Raw genomic sequence first — 23,202 nt, forward strand, 5'->3', positions numbered from 1 at the left:
TCGATCGGGCTCGAACCTTATGATTGCCTCAATCCAGGACTGATGGACTATATCGCCACCTGGACGGCCAAGCGGTCCGGCGCGTTGCCGGCCTAACGAGTGATCAGACACTATCTTTGGGGCCGGACGAAATCGCCCGGTCCCAGGCGTCGGAACGAACGCAGGCGAGCGCGTAGACGGACACGCTTCGTAAGTCATTGCCGACGTGCTGTCAGCCTCGGGGGGCGTTGGGCTCAACGGGAATATGCTGAAATTGGTCCAACCGGATTGTACAGCTTCAAGATCAGCGACTGTATCAGTTGGTTCTGGCTTGGCGCGGCCCAGATCGTGGACTAGCTTGGATATCGCGGGCAAAGTCGCGCCCAAAGCGCGATGGCGGCAAGGCTCCTTACCAGTACGATACCAGTACGATCGAGCGCCTAGCGGGGCTTGAACGGCAGTACCATCAGCTTGCTGCGTTTTGTCCAGGAAACCAGCCCGTACACCAGCGCGACCCCAGACCAGCCGATACCATCGGTGCGGCCGCGAACAAGGCGGGCGTCGGGGAAGCGTCGTGTGGCGGCCGGCAACAGTGCGAAAGCCAGCGGTCACTGGCTGTCACGCGAAGCCGGAAGTCGGTCACGACCTGTCTCTGTTTCAATGGATCCGTCGCCGGCACATGCGGTCGATTTGGGCCACCGGGCAAGGTATTGCATTTCAGAACGGCCACATCTGCCGCGTGGCGCCGCGGAAATCATGGCCACATTCTGCTTTAGCCGGCCAAGATGGCAATGTACTATTTGCCAATAAGCTGGCCATGGTTGCAGGACTATTCTAGGCCAGACCAAACCGAAATGAAGCTGATGACCGATCGCGCCAGGTTCCTGATCATTGACGACCATCCGCTGTTTCGCGAGGCGCTGCATAGTGCCGTGCAGATGGCCTATCCGGAAGTCGACACGGTCGAGGCACGCTCGATTGCCGAGGCGCTCGAGCTTCTGACGGATGCCAAGCCGTTCGACCTGGCGCTGCTCGATCTCAGCATGCCCGACGTGCATGGGTTTGACGGGCTGCTGCAGCTCAGGACGCGTTATCCGCGCCTGCCGGTGGTCATCGTCTCCGGCTATGAGGAACCGAAGATCATTTCCGAGGCGCTGTCCTACGGTGCGGCCGGCTTCATCCCGAAATCGGCGCGCAAGAGCGACCTTGCCGCCGCCATCCGCTCGGTGATGGAAGGCGCGATCTATGTTCCCGACACTTATGAAGGCCGGCCGCGCGACGCCGACAGCACCGACCGCGCCGAGATGGTGCAGCGCTTGGCTACGCTGACGCCGCAGCAGCTCAAAGTGCTGCAGATGCTGCGCCAGGGCCTGCTCAACAAGCAGATCGCCTACGAGCTGCAGGTCGGCGAGACCACCGTCAAGGCGCATGTCTCCGAAATCCTGCGCAAGCTCAACGTCTACAGCCGCACCCAGGCGGTGATCGAGGTCTCAAAGCTGGACAATGCCGAGCTGTTTCGCGATCCGGCGGGGTTTTGAGGGGTCGGTGCCGATGCCCCTGCAAACGAAGCAGCAAGGCGCTGCGATCAGGTGAATGTCTCAAAGGCGTTTGATCTGCTGCTCCCTATCCGAATGATATAGACGAAATGATTTCTCTCGTTTCGCCTACCTCATCGATGAGATCGTATTCCTCGCCTTGCGCGAGGTAGGTCACGAATGCAAAATCGTTTCCATTCGACAAATACCAGGCCAATAAGGTTTGATCTGTAGTCCGCGACGAAACGCCAACACACATTACGTCGCCAAATTTTCTCTCAAAAATCCGCTCGACATCTATGAAAATTGTTTCGACAAAACTCGACCATAAACGTTCTAAGAACATCGAAATCTGCATTTGGCTTTTCCCGCTTCGATATTTCGCAATAGAGAATTGAAGGGTGCCGCCGGCATCTGATTCTTTAAACTAAGGTAGGCGGCGATCCCTCGGGGAGGTTGTCAGTTATGTCTTCCCATCCGACGGGCAAGTCGAAGGTGCCGTAGAACTGCACTGTCATTGTGGGTTTCACGGGCCCCCTCAGTCGCGCATGGGCATGCCCGGCATAGTCACGGCACCGCGTCGGCGCGCATAAGCGTCACCCTTGTTATCCGGTTTGCATGAGCGTGATATGAGATATGTATTGAATGATGCGCCTCGTCGAAGCGGTCCCAAGGGCCGTATTCACCCAAAAAAGGATCTCTCCGTGCCGCGCCGCTTTTTGAGGGCACGCCAAAGATATTCAGCACGTCGTTGCGACTGGATGAAAAGGGGATTTCAAGGAGGTCTCGATCCAAATTGTCAGCTTCTATGAATATGGTGTCTATTTTTTCATCGCGATCGCAGATGAAGGAAAATTTGTGACGCGCAGAAACGTAATCTATGCGGATTTCCGGAAGATCATGATCTACAGTTCGTTTGAATTTCCAGGATTCAAAAGGCGGTGACGTCAAAAGAGATGACGCCGGTTTTCCCAAGTAATCGAGGATCGCGTTAGCCATTCTCTAAGCCAGCAGATGCGCCAGCAACGCCCTCAGTTGGGCCGGCTTCAGCGGCTTGCGCATCAGCTCGATGCCGGCGGCGCGGGCGGCCTTGGCGACACTTTCCGAGCCGTCGGCGGTGACGATCAGCGCCGGCACGGCGCGACCGAGACAATCACGGACCTCGGCGATTGTGGTGGTGCCGAGGTCGCCGCCGTCGAGATGCTGGTCGGCTATGACAATATCTGGCAACCAGTCGGTATCGCCAAGCAAGTCGAGCGCGTCACCGGTCGAGGTGGCGGGGCGCACCAGGCATTGCCAGCGCTCGAGCAGGGAGGTCATCGCCTGCAGCACGTCGATGTCGTTCTCGACCAGCAGCACCCTTGTGCCGAACAGACCGTAGCCGCGCGGCCGCTCCATGTCGACGGTGCTGGCGATTGGATCGGCCGTGTCGCCGATCCCGACCGGAACGTCGATATGGAATATCGTGCCATGTCCGACCTTCGACGAAAACGTGACGGGATGGCCGAGTGCCGCGGCGATGCGGCGCACGATGGCCAGCCCCAACCCCAGCCCGCCGGCGGCAAGCCCGGCATCCGTCGGGATCACGCCGCGATGGAATTCCTCGAATACCGCCTCGCGCTGGTCGTCGGGGATGCCGCAGCCGGTATCGGCGACGTCGATGCGGATCGTGTCGCCGCGATGCCTGGTGCCGACCAACACGCCGCCCGAGCGGGTATAGCGCAGTGCATTGGACAGGATGTTCTGCAGGATGCGGCGCAGCAAGGTCCGGTCCGAACGAACGAGCGCATCGACCGGCCGGAACTTCAGCGTCAGCCCCTTCATCTCCGCGACCGGCTGAAAATCCGAGCGCAGAGACGAAAACAGCGTCTCCAGGCTGACATCGGTGATGTCGGGCTGCACGACGCCGGCATCGAGCTTGGAAATGTCGAGCAAGGTGCGGAGCAGGTCCTCCATCGTCTCCAGCGATCGCTCGACCTGGCGGACCAGCTTTCTGCCTTCCTCGCTGGTCTGTACTTCAGCAAGCGCCGAGACCGACAGATGCGCGGCGTTCAGCGGCTGCAGCACGTCATGGCTGGCGGCCGCCAGGAACCTGGTCTTGGACAGGTTCGCCAGCTCGGCGTTTTCCTTGGCTGCGTTCAAGTCGATGTTCGACTGCTCCAGCCGGCGCAAGGTCGAATGCAGCTCTTCGGTGCGGCTGCGCACCCGGCTCTCAAGCGAAATGGCGGTCTGGAACAGCGAAAAGGCATTGCCTTGCTGGTCCATGGAACGCTCGACGCGGCTGATCAGCGCGGCGTTGATCTTCTTCAGCCTTTCCAGGTCGTCGATGTTCCTGAGCGGCATCCCGGATTTCCTACTCCGCCGCTTCGGCCGCATTGCGTTCACCGAAGGCGATGCCGGTGAAGGTCTGGTTCAGATGCATCGAACGGTACTGTTCGCCATAGGTGCCGAAGCCGAGGACGTTGTTGACCTTGTAGAGTTCCGAAATCTCGCGATAGACCTGCCGATTGCGCGCGTCGAGCCGGCGCAGCACGCAGTCGAAACCGAGGATCAGGTCAATGCCGCCAAGCCTTTCGCTGACGTCGCTGAGCGCGGCGCGGGTCGCCTCGACCATGTCCTTAGGCTGGGCGACGGCAAGCACGACACCATCGTCGATGGCGCAGAAGAACGACAGCGAGCCGTCCGCGTGCATCTTCTGGATTGAACGGCAGTAAAATTCGCCGCCGACTTTCACCACCACCGGGTGCGAGGCAAAACTCAGTGGCGTCAGCATCTGCGCGACAACGCCGACCGAGGCGGCATATTCCTCGGCGGCAATGGTGGCGTTGAATTCGCGCACGATGCGATGGTCGGGATCGGATGCCGTCACCACCAGCTTCTCGTCGGTAGGAACGAAATTGTCGGTCTTGAACACGTGGAAAGGAATTTCCGTGGTGACCAGCACGATGATGGCGCTGTCGGAAGTCACTTTGCCGTTCGAGATCAGCCGTGTTGTCTCGAATTTCAAATCATCGCCAGCCGACCCACCGATCAGTGGGATGTCGTCGAGCCCCCAATGGATGGCGGAGGTCACCGCTTCTTCGGCATAAGACAGGCCGTCGATCAAGCAGAGCGCGAAAGTGGTGTCGGCTCGCTCGTGCCCGAGGCGCTCGTGTAACGAACGCCTCAGCGCCTCGACTTCGCCGGTAATCCCGTCCATGCCCGATGAGGACAGATTTTCGACCATGGTGCTGGCTGCCGAAAACGATACGGAGGGAAGCAGCATAGCCAGGATCTGGCCTTCCTCCAGCCCCTTGGGCGTTATCTCACCGGCTGTCGAGCAGCCGGCATAGTGGAGCGCCGGCGCGTGGGTCTTCAGCGCTTCCGACAGGGCGACGGCCTCTATGAGGCTCTGCGAGAAAAACAGGAGGGCAAACCCGGCGTCAATGGCCGCTGCTTCCGCTGCCACCGCCCGGGCGAACGCATCCGCGTCAGATTCGTCGGTCGTGAGCACCGAAACGCCGCATGCATAGCGCGTCCGTGACTTGGCCAGCGGCTTCCTCCTCCATTTCCTCCAACGCTCTTTTTTGTGCGCGTCTGGCGCGCCGGCGTCGAGGTCATTGTTGTCTTGAAGCGGCGCTTTGGCAATGAGCCAACATGATGGATTTGAAGTTTCTGCCGTTTGACGGCGTCCGCGCTGCCGCTCACAGACGAAAGGCCGCGTCGCACCGCCATCCGTGCAACGAAGGCCCAGCTGAATTTGCCGCAGGCGAATGTCAAGGCTCGACGTGCCAAGAATGGGGCAGGATATCGCGCTTAGCCGTTGCCGCTTTGGACAGGGTGTTAGTCTAGCCTGGCGGTTGTCGTGGTCAATCCGGGGCAGGTGACAGCCTACGCCAATGCGCTCGGCAAGCGGGCCAGGACCGACACCACCGATGCTGCTGTAACGCTGCCTTCGTTGGGTCGAGCAAGCGGCAAGTGCCCGTTGCGCGGCACCGAAGCCGAGGCCCTGGCCGGCCTCGTCGCTCGCCGCCGTCAGATTGTGCGGATGATCGCAGCCGAGAGAGCCATGCCCGCACCGCCATGGCAACGCAGGCACCAAAGAGCATCCAGCCAAAAGGAAAAAGACCGGCTGGAGAAGGTGTTGTTTCGCGGTTATTTCCGATCGCTTAGACTCAATTAGGCGACTTTGAGATCTTTCATCGCCTTTTCAACGACATCCTTGATCGGCCTCGATACATCTTCGGCAGCCTTGGTCGTCACGGCCTGAAATTCCTTGGCCTGCTCGACGGTCTTTTCGAGCTGCGTGCGCAAGAAGGCAGTCTGCAGTTCGATGAACTCGGACGGCGACTTCACGGCAACCAGGGCTTCGAGGTGCGAGAAGCCGGCTTCGGCATTGGCGCGCAGAGCAGCAATTGTCTTCAGCGACAACTCGTTGCCGACGGTCTTGGCGGTTTCGAAGCTCGACTGCAGAGCCTTCTGGGTCGTCTCGGTGCCTGACGCAAATTTCGCATAGGCTTCTTTCGACTGCTCGACGCCCTTTTCGGCGACAGCGCGGACCTGGTCGGCAGCCTTCGACGCGTCGAAGGTGGGGAATGAGGTATTTTCAACGGTGTCAGCGGTCTTGGCCATAGTTTCCATCCTTTCCGGTGGACGGCCTTTCACAAAAGCCGTCTCGTTCATTTACGAAACTGACGTTACGGCATTTATAGTGCATTGCAATATTTTTGTGCGACGCACCATCCCTCTTCCAGCGTTCCGAGGGGGCATGCGGAGGGTCGGTGGCATCTCGAGATCGCCGGTTCTGCAGGAAGAACTCTTCTGGACGGATCACCTGATCCAGCATAGCCTCGCAACAGAGCACGACGTTTTGCCACCTGCGTATCTACTTCAGCCGCTATTCGGCAACCGTCCAAGTCTACGTCAACGAAAGCGTTAAATTCGTGCGCCGCAAACTTTCAGTCGGGGTACACGCTGGGCACAAGGCGATCGCTTTCCTTAGCGCGCCATCGAGAAGTTGCCTCGATATGACGGTGGTTGACGCGAAGGCGCGCCTCTACCGCTTCCAGTGCGCCGTGAAGTGACCACCCCTGGTGGTCTATCGGTTAGCCAAGTTCCGGATCAGTGCGGATGCCTGAAGAAGACAACCGCTTCCTATCATCCAGGCATACAGTCCCACATGATCCGACGGGCTGAAGCCGGTGGGCAAATGCACGATAGGCATTCGAAACGACTTATCGTCGATCACCAACCCAACGGATCGAAGATCCGGTGGCACGTTTCCGGGAATTGCCAAAATTGGGGTATCCTTGTCCCAGACCAAGCTTGTCGCCAGCGACTCTTCGTTATAGGCAACCGAAACATCCGCCCTGTGCCCCGGTGGGCGCCAAAGCTCCAGTTTGAGGTCATAAACGCAGCCTGTCAGACCATTTTCGACCGGTACCATCCAAGGTTCCAAGGTGGCGGCCGTCGTGTCGGGAACGCCACGAGATCCACCTATGGTTTGGAGCTGACCAGCGGCATTCCCCAATAGATCCGAAATCGCAGTCAAACTCGAAGAAGCGCCTGCCGCCCCGTTAGACGTTGATCCAGAATCCGATGCGTCGTCAGTCACCACAATATCGGCAGGTCCCGGCAACGCAGTGACCGAGCCATCGTCACCCATCAAAGTGACAGTCGATCCACCCTCGATATGCACGAGGTCGCCCAGTCTGAACAGTTTGCCGAGCTGAGGGCTGTCCGCGGGAGGATCGACAGCGACAACGACATACTCGCTGGCCGCAAGAGCGCTCGAGCAGGAACCAACTGCTGCGATGGCCGCAGCCAGTAGGAAAATGATTTTGGGTTGCCGATACATGACGCACGTTCAACCATACGCTTGTTTTACTTGCCTTCAAGATAGATCCTATCGCCAGCCTCACCCTGCTTCAGTCTCCCAAGGTGATAAGCAACGAGCGCATCGTTGGGATATTGAATGGCCAGCGATGCAAAGGCAGCAGCGGCAGTCTTGTCGCGCGCGGACATCAGCAAGTAAGCTTGCGAGTAAGCCTCCACCATCTCGCGATTCATACGCCCGTCTTCCAGCAACTCGAAGGCTGAGATCCACTCAGTCTTGCCTTTCAGACACAACACACCGGACGGCCGAAGCAGGTAGTCATCGGAAGAGTTCGCCACCTCCTCGCTGATGCAGTTCACGGTACCTAGAAACTTGTTCGCGCCTTCGAGCCTGGCAGCGGTGTTCACCGTATCGCCCATGGCCGTGTAGTTGAAGAATCGATTGCCCCCAAAATTTCCGACAACTGCAGGTCCTCGATGGACGCCGATACGAGTGACGCCAACGTCATGGCCTCTAGACTTTAGATCTGTCCGAAATCTTCGAGACATCGCGACGGTAGCAAGCGTTAGTTTTAGGGCCCTTTCGGCTTGGTCCTCCTGCACACCCGGTGCGCCAAAAAAACCAATGACTGCATCGCCTATTAGTTTGTCTATCGTGGCGCCATGTTCAATGAAGAGACCACAAACCGCCTCGAGGTATTCATTCAGAACCGTAGCAAATACCTCTGGTTCCGTCCGTTCGCCCAAACTGGTGAATCCCTCAAGGTCGGTGAACACGCACGTTATCAAGCGTTCGGATCCGCCGAGGCGCAGCGACGCCGGCTTGCTGACTAGCTCTGCCACGACTGCCGGGCTGAGATACTGAGAGAACGCGTTCTGGACGAAACGCCTTTCTTTCGAGTCCCGGTGCCATGCCAGAATGGCGACGAATCCGGAGAGCCCTAGCAGCAGCATCGACGGCGCGACCATAGGTAACAGAATTCCGGCCTTGGCAAACGCGGTTGCTTCTAAGATCAAAACCGAAACGACTGCGCCGATGATGACCACAGGTTTCACCAACACTGATATGCGGAGCCAAGCGACCCAGATGCAGAGCGCCGTCGCGAGAACGAAGGGCGCAAACGCCGCCACCGCCTCTGGCGTAATGATTTTGTCGCCCTTGATCAATCTCGCCAGCGCATTGGCATGAATAACGACACCCGGCAGCGCTCCGGCAACAGAGCCGTTCAGCACGGCAAAGGGGGTTGCATGACGATCCTGCAGCGGGAGGTCAACGCCGATCAAAACGAACTTCCCGGCGAACCAGGCCGGGGGCGCGAAAGCGGCGGCGTGTGCCGGATATATTGTCCATCGTGCCGGATGAATGCCTGTAGACCGATAGTAGACCATCTTCTCCGCAGCTTGCGATGTCGATATGCCGGCGGTCTGCGCAAGCGCTGATGCAAAGCTAGGTTGCCAGTTGCCATTCACCACGCGCCCGGGAAATTCTTCCCGCACAACCCCGTCGACCCTATCATGAGACAGGGCGGCCAGTCCGCGGATGGCGCTTGGCGCGAAGCGACTAAGATACGACAGTTGCTTGTCGGTAAGGTCGTCCCCGTGTGATGCAGATGCGACAATTACCGGACTTTCGGCCGCCTCGATAACCTCAGCTAGGCGCCGATCCTTTTCCGCCTCGGTTGGCTGATCGAAAAGCAAGTCGATGCCTATTGTTCTCGGATGAGCCTTATCGATTCTCTGCACGAGGTCGGCCAAGGCACCCCGATCCAGCGGCGATCTATAGGGAAACCTTTCCAATGTCTGCTCTGTGATCGTTACGATCACGATGTCTGTCGGGGGCGCGACGAAGGGCGAGATGGTCGTCATCAAGACGTCGCGCAGCAGTTTCTCGCCTGAGGGAGAGAATGTGGCAATGCAGGCGCCCAGAATGAAAAAGAATCCGAGCGAGGCGAGAAGGCGCCCTTTTTGAACCATTCCGATCGGCGTGAAGACGGCCAAGCTGCGTGCAATTCGTTTCGGTGTCTATCGGCGTGAATCTACACAGCATAGACCGCTGACGAACTGTGGGCTAGCGGTGGGCCCTTCGCTAGATCCGCTGGACTTGACACTGCGAAGCACCGGGCTCAGTCTCGCAAGACTGCTCCGGTTTTATCCTGTCCATCGACTGGTGAATCCGCTGCATGAGCTGAGACTAAGGATATCAGCCATGATGGCGCTTCGCTTCGCCATTGCGCTTCTTCTAGTTTCGCTGAGCGCCCAAGCGTGGGCAGAACGGCGCGTAGCGCTGGTCATCGGTAATTCTGCCTATAGATACGCGGTTCCACTTTCCAATCCAAAAAATGATGCGGTGGATATGACCGCAAAACTGCAGGCGTTGGGCTTTGAGGTGGTTGCAGGCGAGGACCTCGATCTGAGCGGGATGCGCGGCACGGTTCGAGATTTCATCGGCAAGCTGGATGGTGCCGACATGGCGCTTCTCTTCTATGCCGGCCATGGCGTCCAGGTGAACGGCACCAACTACATGGCTCCCGTTGATGCGCGGCTATCCACATATAACGACCTCGACTTCGAAGCCGTGCCCATGGACCTCGTCTTGTCGGCCATGGAGCGAACCACGAAGGTCAACCTGGTATTTTTGGATGCTTGCCGGGACAGTCCTTTCTCACAGAACCTTGGGCGCTCGATGGGTACGCGATCAGGGTCGGTCGGTCGGGGCTTGGCAAAGCTAGGCACGGGCGTTGGATCGCTCATAGCCTTTGCAACGCAGCCCGGGAACGTTGCGCTGGACGGCGAGGGAAGGAACTCGCCGTTCACATCTGCGCTGCTGAAGAATCTTGGTACGCCTGGCCAGGACATCTCCCGCGACCTCATCAACGTCCGTAGGGATGTGCTTGAAGCAACCGACGGCAAGCAAGTGCCATGGGACAACTCCTCGCTGACGGGCGACGTCATTTTGCAACCGTTGTCCGGAAACACCGCTGTCACGGCGGGTGCGAAAGGAGGGGACGTAGAAGTCGCCTATTGGGAGACTATCAAGGAAAAAACGGACAAGCGCTTCTTTGAGGCCTATCTCAGACAGTATCCAAGCGGCGCCTTTGCGGCGTTAGCCAGCTTGAAGATCGACGAGATCGAACAGGCAGCAAAAGATCGTGGCAAAGCCCCCTCGATTTCCATCGCGGGCGTGGCGGTTGCAGAAGCTCATCCTGATTTAGATGTGACGCAAGCTTTGGCTGATCCGCGCGCGTTGACAAAGGCAACGCAAACAGAGCTAACGCGAGTCGGCTGCCTTGTCGGACAGGCAGACGGCAAATGGGGACCGGGAAGTCGGAAAGCTCTTCAAGCCTTTGCCGAGCAGCGGGGATTGAAGCTTGCCAGCCTGGAGCCGACGAAAGAGGTGTTGCGCGTAATCAAGAATATCCCAGAACGTGTCTGCGCTCCGGTCAAGGTAAAGGCTTTTGATGGCGCGTGGGCACTGACGCGGCGCGCAGGTAATTCCGCCTGCGATTACACTGAACAGTCAACGACAATCTTTATCGATGGAACGGAAATTTCAGCGATGGTGCCTTTGGCCGGAACAATCACCGCCGACGGGGCATTCGACATCTATTTAAGTTTCGTCGATGACGATGGTGCGCCAAGGCAAAACCATATCATCGGCAGGCTTCAAGGTGCGAAAGGCAGCGGTGAGTTTTCTCGAGTCGGAGGCGAGTGTGCAGGTGTCGTAAGACTTGACAAGCGTACTGAATAGGGCCGGCATTTGCGGGTCCGTGCAAACGACGACCAAACCACGGACGTGGTCCGTCTCATTGAACCAACGTTGAAGTCGCGTGGACTTTGCCGTCGTCGCGCACCTCGTAAAATTTGTCGTTGTCAATGTAGATAAGATGACAAACTGGTTTACCTTGGTCTTGTGAACAGGCCTTGTCGCCGTCGAAAGTCAATGGAACTTTGACCTTTATCTTAGTTTTGTTGTTCACCAAAGCTTCGCCAATGATCTGTTTTTTCTTCCAGTTCCAGACAAGAGTGGCAGTTATGGCAGCTCCAGCGTCGTATATAATTACATTTACCTTTTTCCCATTAGCAAAAGTCTTAAATTCTTCCATCGATGCTTTCTTCGCGCTACTTGGTAGATCCTCGGCCCAAGCGGACATAGCAAGTGAAAACGTAGCTGCGACAACAAGCGATAACAGTTTCATCCTATCCTCCCCATCCCCCGCCGGTTTGACTGAAATGTCTATATATTCTTAAGCGAGGAGACTGAAAATTATCATGATAACAAGCTTTCAAGAAGCGGAAATCAGCGCGTCCTAGATGTCGTTGGGGACATTTGCTCAAGTTGAGCGAAGCCGCACATTCTAGCATGTTCCCTAGGATTTGCGCTTAAGCCAACGCGTTCTCGGTGTTTACAATGCGCAGACCGCCCGAGCGTGTGATGCGTGGTGTTTGGATTGCGAGCCTCTTTGCACTTACCGCCGCCTATGTTGCCGACCAAGCGGGCCTTGAGGGCATCGTCTCGAAGCGCGCCGACAGCCCGTATCGAAGCGGCCCGACGACGAATTGGCTGAAGACGAAGAGCTTCACAGTCCAGGAATACGAACTATTGGGCGTCGAGCGCGAGCCGGGCAAGGCGGCATTCGCCTTGCTGGCGAAGCCCGGTCCCGGAAAATATGCCGGTTCGGCTTTCATCACCTTGAACCAGGAGATGCGCGAACGGCTGTGGAAGCGTGTCCAAGAGCACGCCGGGCCACCGCCGAAGGGCAAAAAGCGGCCGGCGACCATGGGTCAGGCCGGGCTGAAAGCCCACGTCAAGCATCTACGGGGCGAGTTCGGATTTCGCCACGCCTCACTGCAGGATTCAGAGAGGAGTGATACCTCCAGCGAACACGGCACGAATTAGCCGGAAAACCGCGGCGGGCGGGTGCCTCGGGGACAAGATGGTAGATTGCTAATGCGTTTGCGGGTGTGGCCTTAAGTCGCAAACTATTGGCTTCAGAAGCAGGGCGTCGGGCTTCATTGACGGTGCTGCCAACACCATATGGTGATCCATAGCCTCCCAAACGAGAGAAGCTCGCCCCTGACGGGTCGCACTGCGGCCGTCACCCGGCAATTGCTACGAACTAGGAAACCATCATGCCTGAAAATATCAGACTAACTTCGAGAGATGTCCCCCTCATTCAGCTAGGCCTCTATCAATGCCGCTTCCCGGTGAGCGAAGACCCGTCAGTACCCGGTGGTTATCGTTTTTGTGCTGGGCCAACTTCGCCGGATCGCGTCTACTGCGATCACCACCACAACATTGTGACCGCCGTGGACCCTCGTCGAGCCCGTTCGGGTCTCCACCTCGCTCAGCGACGCGCTGCGTAAGTCTGACTGGCGGCGGCCTCCCAGCCAGGCGCTATGCGCTCCAAGGCCTTGGCTACGACCATTCCGTCGGCTCGGTCTGGCGCATCCTCCCTTATGCCGTCTTCGCCGATGTATCCCCCGTCGCCCGATTGAGAACGACGACTTCTCGCCGAAGCGATCGCTTCGTAGCCCGACTGGAAGCTCAGTGTGCTTTTGTAGAGGTCGAGGGTCCAATCCAACGTCTGGACTCCACTGGAGTGCCTGCACTCGAGAGCGATTGGCTCTGCGGCAGCCGATAAGGACCAAATGCGCCATCTGCGGAAGTTCGAGGCATCGCCGATGAACGGCAGCCATCGGGCCCGTCGCAGAAGTTGGGGTGCGAGCGCACTATGGCGCAAGTCGGCCCCATTGCCGACTTTCCCGCACCCAATATTCCTATGAAGGATGATCTTGCTTTGAGGGCAACCACCGTCCACAACACAAAGGCTTCAACGGTTTTTATGCGGCCAATCGGACTTCTGCCGGGCCACAACCGGACAGCCGTTCACTCCGGCAACCCCGCGAACCGCATGTGTCCGATCCAGCGATCGAGGGCCCCGGGGGCGAGGTAGTTTTTCTCCCATTGCCTGCGTTGTTTGCTGATGGAGTCGCCGGGCGAGTCTTTGAGGAAAACCGCAAGTGCTTGCTTTGCTTCCCGCTTGTTTCCCAGACAAGCGTGGATCCCGGCAAGCATGCGCTGTGCGCCGCTCGGGATTCTAGACATTTTCCGCATCGCCGTCAGCGCAGCCCCGCAATCGTTCTTTTCGTAGAGCGCCCAGCCCATCTGCCAGTGGAACCAGTCGGGGTGGAAGGGATCGATGCCCTTGGCCTGCTCGATCCGATCAATCGCTTCGTCCGTGCGGCCAACGTTCAGCAGCACGCCTGCACTCATGACGAGGATATTCGAGTCGCTGGGGTTCAGGGCGATCGCCTGATCGTACCGGGCAAGGGCCTGCTCCATCTCGCCGGCTTCGGTGTGGATGCTGGCGCGGATGTTATGCGCCTCGGAATCGTCGGGAGCGAGTAGAATAGCCTTGTCGGCGTATTCGGCAGCCCGCTTCAACGCCTCGTCGGGGTTATTTTCCTGCTTGTGCCAGAATACCGCGTCATTGCGATAGGACCAGGCCATCCCGATATAGCCGAACTGGGCGTTCGGATCCGCTTCGATCGCCTTGAGGCTGAACTGCCTTAGCAGATCGTTCCCCGCGGCAGAGAAATTGATCTCGGCCCTTCCCATCAACTCGGCCCTTCCCATCAGGTAGTAGCGGAGCGCGCTGACCTGCGCGGCGTCACTCCTTGGCAGCGGGCGCTGGATTCTCTGCCCGACCCGATCCGCAAGCGTGCGGATGATTTCCTCCTGGACGACGAAAAAATTGCCAATCTCCCGGTTGTAGGTGTTGGCCCAGACATGCGATCCGTCATGCGCATTCAGCAACTGGGCGGTCACTTTCAGCCGGTCTCCGACCTTCTGCTGGCTGCCTTCGAGCAGGTAGTCGACGCCGAGTTCATCTCCGATCTTCCTGGTGTCGACCGGCTGGTCGCGGTACCTGAAGCTCGAGTTTCGGGCGATGACGGCATAAGTCTTGCTCCGCGAAAGCTCGGTGATGATCCCCTCGGCGACGGCATCGCTGAGATATCCCTTATCCGCGCCGGTACTGAAGTCGTCGAAGGGAAGGATCGCAATCCTCGGCATGTCGCTCGAAGGAACTGGAGCGGCTCGCCATATTTCCGCGCCGTAGTATGCGCCGATCGCTGCCGGAGCGAGAACGATTGCAGCAAGAATGAAGCCGCGCTGCGAGAATCGTGTCTTGGCACGTTCCGTGTCGGCTGCGGCGTTTGCGTCCGCCGCGTCCGACGGATTGGCATTCAGCCGGTAGCCTCTCTTTGGGAGGGTTTCCACGATCACGTGCGCGTCGTCCCTCAATGCGCGGCGAATATCGGCAATGCATTGAGTGAGGCTGTCGTCGGTCACGAAGGTCTCGGGCCAAACCGCCTGCATCAGCGCATCCTTGGACACGATTTCGCCCGGTCGCGCCGCGAGCACCGAGAGCACCTCGGCGGACTGGCTGCGAAGATTGACCGCTTTGCCTTCGACGGTTCGGAGTTCTTTGCTTTTCGTCAGGAAGGCAAAACCGCGAAACGTGATCGTTTCAGCAGATTTCAGGTCAATTTCAGGGGCCGTTCGGGACATTTCACCTTCCTGGCGCGCTTCCTAGTTTAGCCCATTCGGCCTTCGCCTCCAAGCGATCCCAGCAGCACCGGATGAAACGGAGGACGACATGAATCGCACCAAGCTCATCATCGCTCTCGCTCTTCTTTTGGCAACGCAAACGGCTGCAAAACCGGATCCCCGCATCGCGAGATTCTGTGGTCCTGACCATGTCAACGAGGTTGCCTCAGACGACGTCCGTCCCAACCCCGGCGGTTATTGTGTCGCCAGCCTTAAATCGATGGATAACCGGGCCATGTTCACCGCCATCGCTGTCACAATCCTTCTGACCAACCAGGGGGAGCTAATCAGGCTCCCCGACGTGAAACCCATGACCTCCATGGCGGAGTGCAGAGCTTGGACCCATCAACAGGAGTTCATGCGCGTACTCCCCGGCTATCTCGCCACCTTCCATTACTGCGACAACGCATCAGAACCATGATTTTGCAAGGCCTGGCTGTTCACGCTCGGCCGAAGGATGGCACCACTCCTGCCGGGACCAAGGTGTCGAGATCGGGCCTGTTCCGCCGATCTGTCCGAGCGAATATTTGCTGCGCGTCAACCGTGCCGGTGGAGCGCCCGGTGCCAAGATGCCGATCCATACACATCCGGGACCGGAGGCCTTCTATGTGCTGGGCGGCAAGCTCGGCCAAAGAACGCCCCCCGGAGTGAGCTATGCCGAAGCCGGCACGACCATGGTCGGACAGGGGGTCGACATGCCGATGGAGGTGTTCAGCGCCGGCACAACCGCTCTTGATGAGCTGGCCATCTTCATGGTGGACGCCAATCGGCCGTTCTCGTCGCCGGCCAGCCTCGACTGAGGCGACGTTTCGCGGGGTGGCGCGCATGTTTGGTACGAACTGAGGCGGCACCCCAGCGAAGATCCGCAAGATTCGGGAAATTTGGATTTTCGCTTACACGCATCATCGAAGCCGTCGGGCGGCACTGGGCGCGGCGCTATCCGCATCTCAGCCGCAGCTCGCGCTGGCTCCCGGATCATATCGAGTCCGGCGGGACAAGAAAACAGTTCTCATGCTCTTGGGTCGGATGGAGGCATATATGATAGTCGCCGTCCTGCGACGGAATCTCATCACCATATGGGATGAAATATCGCTGTTGCCGCGTGATCTTCCGATGATCCCCGGCCCTCAGGATCACAACCCAGCCACCGAGACGAACATGAACCGCGCCGTTTGGGATTCGCTGACACTCGCCATGTTCGGCGTCGCCGTGACAGCAGGCCGGCGGATAGCTCCATCCGGACGGGGCATCATGTGCGCTCGAGGGAACCAAGAATCCTGACGACGAAAGGGCCGCAAGGACGACCGCGGCAGGGCTTGGCGCCGCGGCATTCCCTTTTCCGATTGCCGCTTCGGCCACATGTTGAAGCAATTACACGCCTGTTACTAGCATTAGCTAACAAAAAGGTGCTGAGGCGTCATCTTATGCACCCGTTCTTGCGTTCCGTTTCGGCATGCTGTCTACCCGGTTCTATCCCGGTTGTGTGTCTCAGTTTGAAATTTCGCGTTCGCTTTCGTTACGCCGTTTCCTGCCTTTGCGTGACAACCGCGTCATCCAGAGGGCAGTGCAACATCACGACCGATGCGGAATCCGTCAAAGCGGTGCGAAACTTCGTAGGAGCAAGGTCTTCGCGAGTGCCGGGCAGGGGATATTTGTCACCACCGCCTCTCGTTCTCGAAAGTAGAGCGAGCGCTACCGAGGAAGGCCCGAGAGACGAAGTCAAGGCTGCATCTGGAGTTGATCGACGGAGAGCGGTTGCTTGAGATGCTTTACACAACCAACGCGCCGAAGCCTGCCCTGCCTCGGCCGCAGGTCAAACTCGACCAGAAATGGCGGGACGTCCATGGCCCGGGCCATTCTCGCACTCGAATTTTACTGATTACATGAGCGGATGGCCCCGTTGGGGGAGCCGCAGACGCGCTCGGCCGAAAGTGTCTGCATTTGGTCTGAGATCGATCGGGTCGAAGCCAATTTCCACCTGCTGCGCTTCACGCTATTGCAAGACATTCAAATTTGAGCTTCCGCACTCATGCTTTGTCGAGAGTATCTCCGTAGGTTTTAGCCGTTCTGAATCGCCGTCGGCGACGATGACGACGAAATAGGAGAACGCAATGGCTCGCAATCACGTTGAACGTCTTGGAGAGTTTAGGGAAATCTTGGTCGCGACGCGGCGCGAAGGAGTCCGTAACGTGCACCATACTCGCGACGCAATGCGGGCAAGTGGCTTTCAGATCGGGGACAGCGACGGCTCCAGCTACGGAGCCGAGCTGAAGGTGCTCCAAGAGGAAATTGAGGCAGTGGATCGCGCCATCGAAGACGAGAAGCGGTTGGCCCTGGCCCTCGAGAGCGCGGCTCAATCCCGCCGACCGACTAAACCGAGAATCGTGAAGGGAACATAGAGTCAGGTAAGGCCCTTGGCGCCCGTCGCGTCGATCGCCTTCGGTACAGTGTCGGGCTCGTCGCCGCCGTGGCGCAGCGCCCTAAAAGCGGACGTTTCGCTTTCGGCTCCTAGCGCAACGCAGAGCATCTGCTCGGCAAAAATCGCTCCTGTGAACTCCGACGTCGCATGCCGGACCAACAGGTTCGGCCAACATCAGGTGTGACGCAGTCCCAACAAACATGCAGTTCAGACAATCGATTACGCGTCTTTGTTGAAGTCTTGCCATGCGGCCGATACGAAAGGATCGGCCGCAACCGGGATACTTCCCCTTGACAGACTGCAACACGCGTAAAAAAAAAGGGGCCGAGTAGACTAAGTTCCATGGACTAAGTCAGAGGCCCGCAATGCGCACCGTCAATATCCACGAGGCCAAGACATCTGTCTCGTCTTGTCGACAGGGGGCCAAAGGCGAATCCTTCATTATCGCCAAATCCGGCAAGCCGATGGTTAAGGTCGTTGCCATAGACGCACCTGCGGCCGGCGAAATGCGTCGGGTGGGGTTTATGGCCGGGCGGTTTTCAGTTCCGCACGATTTTGATCGCATGGCCGATGACGAAATCGAGAAGCTGTTTGGCGGCCACTTCTTCTCGATACCCATCTTCTGCTCTGGGCGGCGGGCGAGCCCGAAAAGCCTCCGCGTGCCGCCCTCGCTGAGATCGAGAATGCCGACAACCACTTGACGTTCAGCGCCGCAAGTCTCTGGGAGATTGCCTTTAAACGCGGTCTGGGCCGCCCTGACGTCAGGGTCGGTGCGCGTCTTTTGTGTCGGGCCTGATGGACAATGTCTATCATGAGCTGCCAATCATCGGCGAGCATGCCATCGCGGTGGATGGGCTCCCACCATCCACAAGGACCCCTTCGATCGGATCCTGATTGCTCAATCGTAAGCGTGGCCTGAAGACCGTCGAAATTTTTGCACTGGCTGGGTCTCGCTTAGCTATCGGTAGAGAGGACCTTTGCCTTCACGAAATCTCGGAATTGCAGCTTGGCTTCTGCTGACTGAAACGCGCGGGCCGGGACAATAAATGCGTTGAGGTTGCGCCGCTGGATTATGAGGGCATCGCCGTCTTCTCGAACATCGGCTATTTCTGCCCAAGGTATAGTAGCGCTGCGTTTGCCTATGGTGGTGGCTATACCTTCGCCATCGACCGCAAGGGTCCGCACTTCCGGTTTGAATTTGAGCATTGGAAACAACACGAAGCCCGCTAACGGCAAGATACCGATGGCGCCAACCAGAGCGAGGCCCGTCCATCCAGTCGGCACGCCGCCAAAAATTCCGAGAGAGGCCGCTACAATTACTGCGATGAAAATGCTGCAGTGTGTCTTCCAGAGGCTGTGACGCCAAGTACGCCAATACCACTGCCAAACTTCGTTGCGCTGAGAGGCGTAGTTGATTGAAATGCTCATAGCGCAATATGTGCAACAGTTTGGATTGTTGGGCAACGATCCAACCGCGCAAATCGCCCCGCTTGGATTATGCAGCTTCAGCTACATTGTGCACTGTCGGCCGCCAGTTCCAGGGCAAGAGCTCATCCCACCGCGCTGCTGGCCAGTCGCCAGCGATCTTGGCGATGACATCGGCGATGTAGGCCTGCGGCTCGAGTCCGTTGAGCTTTGCCGTCTCGATAACTGTGTAGATGGCGGCTGCACGATCGCCACCAGCCTTCGATCCGGCAAACAGCCAATTCTTGCGGCCCAGAGCCACACAGCGCATGGCGCGTTCGGCAATGTTGTTGTCGATCTGCAGGCGGCCATCAGCAAGGAAACGTGTCAGCGAGATCCAGCGTTTGTGGCCATATGCAATCGCCTTGGCCATCTCGGATTTGGGCGAGAGGCGCCGCAGGGCATCGTCGAGATGCCTGCTGAATTCCTGGATCAATGGCAAAGTGCGGTCCTGCCGACTTCGTCGCCGGACATCGGGTTGCTGGCCGCGAACCTCGGCCTCGATCTCATAAAGTTGGCCAATGCGCTCCAGCAGGTCTGTGGTCAGCGGTGTCGGCTTGGTGGCGTGGATATCGAATAGCTTCCGGCGAAAATGTGCCCAGCACGCGACCTCGGTGACACGGTTGGTGTCGTAGAGCTTGTCATATCCGGCATAGCCATCGGCCTGGAGATAGCCGGTGAAGCTGGCCAGCTGCCGTTTGGGGATGTGCGCCGGTCCGGTCGGTGGTGAACTCGTACCAGACCAGTGGCGGCGTCGTGGCACCAGAGCCCCGATCATCGACCGCATAGGCCCAAAGCCTGCCGGTTGCCGTCTTGCCACGTCCCGGATCGAGCATGGGGACCGGCGTATCGTCGGTATGGATCTTCGAGGCTGTCAGCCCGACCTCGCGGATGCGGCTGATGATCGGATCGAGCAAGACAGATGCCTGGCCGACCCAGCCTGCCAGCGTCGATCGGTCGATCTCGATGCCCTGCGCAGCCATGATCTCGGCCTGACGGTACAGCGGCAGATGATGGTCGAACTTGGAGACGACGACATGGGCCAGCGTGCCGAAGGTCGCCTTGCCCCGGGCAATCGCCTTCACGGGCGCTTGCGCCTGGCCGCAGCGCGCCGCCACAGTCGGGACAAGTGCAGTTGCCCTGCTCAGGCTCGATCCGCTGTTCCTCGCGCGGCAGATGGGCGGGAAGCGCCCGAACCGGCGATGGCCGATCGACGGCTGCCGGATGAAAGCGAACAGCGCACCGGAATGCGGGCTCTGCTCCAGAACCTGCTGCGTCATCACAGTAATGCCGTCGAAACCCTTGCGCATGTCCGTCGCGCCGCAAGCCAGGAATATCCGCGTCGATGGCGGCAGCGGGATCATCGTGCCAGCGCGCCGATCACCCGCGACAGGGCATCGGCATCGACCGTGGCGTCCACGGTCACCCTGATCCCCGAAGGCAGCTCGATCCCGATCAAGCCGGGGACCAACGGTGCAATGGGAGCAGGCAACGCGGGCGGCTCGCTGATGTGGACCTCGGCGAAGGCTGGCTCGGCCAGCTTGCGAACCCCGGCAAGCTCACCGGACATCGCTTGCCGCCGCCAGGTATAGATCGAGCCGCTGCCGACGTCGTGGCGCTCACAGGCCGTCCGCACGCAACCGTCGGGGCCGAATGCATCCCGCAGCACGACCAGCTTTTGTTCCACCGTCCAGCGCCGCCGACCGGACACCCGGGCAACGACCTCCATCCGACTACTCATACGATTACTTATATGAGAGCTCGATGCGCTGCTCGCTGAATCCTCGATCTTGCTCGACACCGGCCACCCCGTTCAAAGAGCGGCAATCATCCCGGCGAAGACCCGGCGTGCAAGGCGGCCGGCAGACCTCGCTTACGCCGTAGCTATCCGCGAAAGAAGAGATGGACGATGCGCTATCTACGCTGGCTTCAGGAACAGCGGTTCGATCATCCCGCGCATCAGATCGCACTCCAGGAGATGGTCGAGGCGGTGCGCGTCTCGAAGGAGCGGGTCGAGCGGCTGGAGCGTGTGATCGAAGAGTTCGTCCCGGCCTGGTCGCTGGCACCGATCGTGTGGGCGCTTCAGACATTGCGTGGGGTAGACCTGATTGTCGCCGTGACGTTCGTCACCGAAGTCGGCGACGTCAGCCGGTTCGAAAGCCCACGCCAGCTCATGGGATATCTCGGTCTGGTTCCCGGCGAGCGCTCAACCGGGGAGACAGTCCGGCGCGGCGGCATCACAAAGGCAGGCAACGGTCGGGTTCGCCACATGTTGGTCGAGAGCGCCTGGACCTATCGACATCCGCCCAAGGTCGGGAAGGCGAAGCTATACCGATTGGAGCAGGCGCCACCGAAGGTGCGTGAGATCGCCTGGAAGGCGCAGTCCCGCCTGACAGCCCGCTACCGCATGCTGAGCGCTCGGGGCAAACGGACAACGGTCGTCTGCACCGCGATCGCCCGTGAACTGGTCGGCTTCATGTGGGCAGTCGCAAGGGAGGCGCGCATCACCTGATCGCTCGCCGCGACGGCGCACATCTCGCGCATGGGCGGAGGCGGGACCACGGCAGGGGAATGCCCGTCAGACGCTTTGTGGCCGGCGAACCGCCGACGCCCGCAGTAAGATAGGAACAGCCCCGGACGCACAATCGGGAATGCGGTAGCCAACCCGCGCATCAGAGCTTGATCACCGACGTCCTTCAGTTCCGCCTCCACCCATGCGCGATCATCAGAATGAGCAGCCGTTCCTCGGATCGGGCGACCTCCTGCGTTCCAAACCTTGACAGCGGACATCAGAGCGCTGTTCTCAGGCCACGGCTTTGAGCTCGAGCTTGTTGATGTAGGCCCAGGGCAGGAGATCGTCGATCTGGCTGTTAGGGTGGCCGTTGACGATCCTGGTGAGGACATCGTCGAGATAGCCCAGCGGCTCAACGCCGTTGAGCTTGCAGGTTTCAATCAGCGAGGCGACAACGGCCCAGTGTTCGGCGCCGCCGTCGGAGCCTGCGAAGAGCGCATTCTTGCGGTTGAGCGCGATGGGACGGATGGAGCGCTCGACCACGTTGCTGTCGATCTCGATGCGGCCGTCTTCGAGGAAGCGCGAGAGGCCTTCCCAGCGTGAGAGCGTGTAGCGGATCGCCTCTGCGAGCTTGGTCTTCTGACTGATCAGGCCGAGCTTCTCACGCAGCCATGGGTCGAATGCAGCTACGATTGGAGTACTCTTCTCCTGACGTGCGGCAAGGCGTTCGTCGGCCGATCGGCCGCGGATATCGTCCTCTATTCTGTAGAGTTGCACGATCCTTCTCAGCGCCTCGCTGGCAATCGGCGCGGGGCCAGCGGCGGCCAATTCATAGAACCGTCGGCGAACGTGCGCCCAGCAGAAGGCGAGCGTCACGCCGCTCTTGTCGGCCAGCACCCGATAGCCGCCATAGCCGTCGACCTGAAGGATTCCGGTGAAGCCTGCGAGATGAGCGATCGGACGCTCGGCCTTTCGGTCCGGCGCATAGACATAGGCGACGCCCGGCGGATCGCTTCCCTCCCATGGTCGGTCATCGCGGGCATAGGCCCAGAGTTGGCCCGTCTTCGTCTTGCCGCGGCCCGGATCGAGCACCGGCGCGGTTGTCTCGTCGGCGAAGAGTTTTGGAGAGGACTTCAGCTTGCCAAGCAGCCGCTCATGCACCGGACGCAGATGCCAGGCGGCGCGGCCGACCCAGTCGGCGAGCGTGGAACGATCGAGATTGATGCCTTGCCGGGCATAGATCTGCGCCTGACGATAGAGCGGCACGTGATCGGCGTATTTGGAGACCAGCACCTGGGCGACCGTTGCCTCGGTCGGAAGACCACCCTCGATCAGCCGGGCCGGCGCGGGAGCCTGAACGACCACATCCTCACAGGCGCGGCAGGCATATTTGGGCCGGCGCACGACGATCACACGCAGCTGCGCCGGAACGATATCGAGCCGCTCGCTCACATCCTCACCGATCCGATGCAGGCCGTTGCGGCAGCACGGGCAGGTATGGTCCTCGATGTCGACGACCATCTCCGTGCGCGGCAGGTGGGGTGGCAACGCACCGCGGTTCGCCCGGCGCTTGGCGACACGCGCCTGACGTTCGCCAAGAGCAGTCTGTGCCTGCTCTTCGTCACCGGCAGCCTCGATCTGCTCGGCCTCTTCGAGCCCCAGCAGCAACTGATCCTCGGGGAGCGTCTCAGCTTTTCGGCCGAAGCGATGACGCTGCAATTCCTTGATGATCTGGATCAGACGGGCGTTCTCGACGTCGCGCGCCAGGACCATCGCCTTCAGCGCGTCCGGATCGTCGGGAAGCTGGTCAGCCGTCATCGTCATGACCGGATCAGACCATATTCGCCGACAGCCCGCGACAGCGGAA

21 protein-coding genes and 3 pseudogenes are annotated in these 23,202 nt (G+C 59.3%); 10 read left to right on the forward strand and 14 right to left on the reverse strand.

Features of this window, described 5'->3' with window-relative positions:
• Positions 1-96 (forward strand): annotated as a pseudogene (locus NKI72_RS20325) (S-(hydroxymethyl)glutathione synthase); the annotation flags it as partial.
• A gap of 737 nt (positions 97-833) precedes the next feature.
• Positions 834-1,517 carry a response regulator gene (locus NKI72_RS20330; RefSeq protein ID WP_352831973.1) on the forward strand — a complete coding sequence of 228 codons (684 nt, stop codon included), beginning with the start codon at positions 834-836 and terminating at the stop codon, positions 1,515-1,517.
• A gap of 85 nt (positions 1,518-1,602) precedes the next feature.
• Here NKI72_RS20330 and NKI72_RS20335 read toward each other — a convergent pair whose 3' ends face one another.
• The 4 genes from NKI72_RS20335 to NKI72_RS20350 form a co-directional block, all read right to left on the reverse strand.
• Entirely contained in the window at positions 1,603-1,872 is a 270-nt protein-coding gene (locus NKI72_RS20335) for a hypothetical protein (RefSeq protein ID WP_352850650.1), read from the reverse strand.
• A 209-nt stretch (positions 1,873-2,081) separates the two neighbouring features.
• Positions 2,082-2,513, reverse strand: a complete 432-nt coding sequence (locus NKI72_RS20340; RefSeq protein ID WP_352850652.1) for a DUF6392 family protein — start codon at positions 2,511-2,513, stop codon at positions 2,082-2,084.
• Between the two features lie 3 nt (positions 2,514-2,516).
• Positions 2,517-3,857 (reverse strand): ATP-binding response regulator, encoded by a 1,341-nt coding sequence (locus NKI72_RS20345; RefSeq protein ID WP_352850653.1) that lies wholly within the window; start codon positions 3,855-3,857, stop codon positions 2,517-2,519.
• Positions 3,858-3,867: 10 nt separating this feature from the next.
• Complete coding sequence (locus NKI72_RS20350; RefSeq protein ID WP_352474319.1) at positions 3,868-5,007, reverse strand: FIST N-terminal domain-containing protein; 1,140 nt, start codon at positions 5,005-5,007, stop codon at positions 3,868-3,870.
• 369 nt (positions 5,008-5,376) lie between these two features.
• Here NKI72_RS20350 and NKI72_RS20355 point away from each other — a divergent pair, with 369 nt between their 5' ends.
• Entirely contained in the window at positions 5,377-5,676 is a 300-nt protein-coding gene (locus NKI72_RS20355) for a hypothetical protein (protein WP_352850654.1), read from the forward strand.
• Here the strand turns inward: NKI72_RS20355 and NKI72_RS20360 are convergent.
• From NKI72_RS20360 to NKI72_RS20370, 3 genes are all read right to left on the reverse strand, one after another.
• The gene (locus NKI72_RS20360; protein WP_352616184.1) at positions 5,673-6,134 is read right to left on the reverse strand and encodes a phasin; all 462 of its coding nucleotides are present in this window, start codon (positions 6,132-6,134) and stop codon (positions 5,673-5,675) included. The genes NKI72_RS20355 and NKI72_RS20360 overlap by 4 nt on opposite strands.
• A 457-nt stretch (positions 6,135-6,591) precedes the next feature.
• Positions 6,592-7,350 (reverse strand): hypothetical protein, encoded by a 759-nt coding sequence (locus NKI72_RS20365; protein ID WP_352850655.1) that lies wholly within the window; start codon positions 7,348-7,350, stop codon positions 6,592-6,594.
• Positions 7,351-7,376: 26 nt separating this feature from the next.
• Positions 7,377-9,326, reverse strand: coding sequence for a CHASE2 domain-containing protein (locus NKI72_RS20370; RefSeq protein WP_352850656.1), 1,950 nt, complete (start codon positions 9,324-9,326; stop codon positions 7,377-7,379).
• A gap of 208 nt (positions 9,327-9,534) precedes the next feature.
• On the opposite strand from NKI72_RS20370, the gene NKI72_RS20375 reads away from it, so the two are divergent.
• Entirely contained in the window at positions 9,535-11,076 is a 1,542-nt protein-coding gene (locus NKI72_RS20375) for a caspase family protein (protein WP_352850657.1), read from the forward strand.
• 55 nt (positions 11,077-11,131) lie between these two features.
• Here the strand turns inward: NKI72_RS20375 and NKI72_RS20380 are convergent, their stop codons facing one another.
• On the reverse strand, positions 11,132-11,524 hold the full coding sequence (locus tag NKI72_RS20380; RefSeq protein WP_031212493.1) for a hypothetical protein: 393 nt from the start codon (positions 11,522-11,524) through the stop codon (positions 11,132-11,134).
• Positions 11,525-11,760: 236 nt separating this feature from the next.
• Between NKI72_RS20380 and NKI72_RS20385 the strand changes: the two genes are divergently transcribed.
• Positions 11,761-12,225 carry a hypothetical protein gene (locus NKI72_RS20385; RefSeq protein ID WP_352850658.1) on the forward strand — a complete coding sequence of 155 codons (465 nt, stop codon included), beginning with the start codon at positions 11,761-11,763 and terminating at the stop codon, positions 12,223-12,225.
• Between the two features lie 990 nt (positions 12,226-13,215).
• Here the strand turns inward: NKI72_RS20385 and NKI72_RS20395 are convergent.
• Positions 13,216-14,901, reverse strand: a complete 1,686-nt coding sequence (locus NKI72_RS20395) for a winged helix-turn-helix domain-containing tetratricopeptide repeat protein (RefSeq protein WP_352837416.1) — start codon at positions 14,899-14,901, stop codon at positions 13,216-13,218.
• An 88-nt stretch (positions 14,902-14,989) separates the two neighbouring features.
• Between NKI72_RS20395 and NKI72_RS20400 the strand changes: the two genes are divergently transcribed.
• The 4 genes and pseudogenes from NKI72_RS20400 to NKI72_RS20415 all read left to right on the forward strand — a co-directional run.
• Entirely contained in the window at positions 14,990-15,361 is a 372-nt protein-coding gene (locus tag NKI72_RS20400; protein ID WP_352820694.1) for a hypothetical protein, read from the forward strand.
• A gap of 148 nt (positions 15,362-15,509) precedes the next feature.
• Positions 15,510-15,740 (forward strand): hypothetical protein, encoded by a 231-nt coding sequence (locus NKI72_RS20405; RefSeq protein ID WP_352780213.1) that lies wholly within the window; start codon positions 15,510-15,512, stop codon positions 15,738-15,740.
• 1,311 nt (positions 15,741-17,051) lie between these two features.
• Positions 17,052-17,339, forward strand: a complete 288-nt coding sequence (locus NKI72_RS20410; RefSeq protein ID WP_023679221.1) for a hypothetical protein — start codon at positions 17,052-17,054, stop codon at positions 17,337-17,339.
• 385 nt (positions 17,340-17,724) lie between these two features.
• A pseudogene (locus NKI72_RS20415) lies at positions 17,725-17,955 on the forward strand (type II toxin-antitoxin system Phd/YefM family antitoxin); the annotation flags it as partial.
• A 358-nt stretch (positions 17,956-18,313) separates the two neighbouring features.
• On the opposite strand, the gene NKI72_RS20420 reads toward NKI72_RS20415, so the two are convergent.
• The 4 genes from NKI72_RS20420 to tnpA all read right to left on the reverse strand — a co-directional run bounded on the left by NKI72_RS20420 (position 18,314) and on the right by tnpA (position 20,552).
• Positions 18,314-18,787, reverse strand: a complete 474-nt coding sequence (locus NKI72_RS20420) for a YcxB family protein (RefSeq protein WP_352614504.1) — start codon at positions 18,785-18,787, stop codon at positions 18,314-18,316.
• A gap of 67 nt (positions 18,788-18,854) precedes the next feature.
• Positions 18,855-19,529, reverse strand: a complete 675-nt coding sequence (tnpC, locus tag NKI72_RS20425) for an IS66 family transposase (RefSeq protein ID WP_352850682.1) — start codon at positions 19,527-19,529, stop codon at positions 18,855-18,857.
• Complete coding sequence (locus NKI72_RS20430) at positions 19,465-20,187, reverse strand: IS66 family transposase (protein ID WP_352837410.1); 723 nt, start codon at positions 20,185-20,187, stop codon at positions 19,465-19,467. The genes tnpC (NKI72_RS20425) and NKI72_RS20430 overlap by 65 nt, the downstream gene beginning before the upstream one ends.
• A complete protein-coding gene (gene tnpA, locus NKI72_RS20435; protein ID WP_352614506.1) occupies positions 20,184-20,552 on the reverse strand; it encodes an IS66-like element accessory protein TnpA in 369 nt (122 codons plus the stop codon). Before tnpA ends, NKI72_RS20430 begins: the two co-directional genes overlap by 4 nt.
• A 150-nt stretch (positions 20,553-20,702) precedes the next feature.
• On the opposite strand from tnpA, the pseudogene NKI72_RS20440 reads away from it, so the two are divergent.
• Positions 20,703-21,335: pseudogene (locus NKI72_RS20440) on the forward strand (IS110 family RNA-guided transposase); the annotation flags it as partial.
• A 291-nt stretch (positions 21,336-21,626) separates the two neighbouring features.
• Here the strand turns inward: NKI72_RS20440 and tnpC (NKI72_RS20445) are convergent.
• Positions 21,627-23,159, reverse strand: a complete 1,533-nt coding sequence (tnpC, locus tag NKI72_RS20445; protein WP_352850661.1) for an IS66 family transposase — start codon at positions 23,157-23,159, stop codon at positions 21,627-21,629.
• Between the last annotated feature and the right edge of the window lie 43 nt (positions 23,160-23,202).

Origin of the sequence: Mesorhizobium sp. M0437 (genome assembly GCF_040321335.1) — a bacterium.
Taxonomy (GTDB): Bacteria; Pseudomonadota; Alphaproteobacteria; order Rhizobiales; family Rhizobiaceae; genus Mesorhizobium.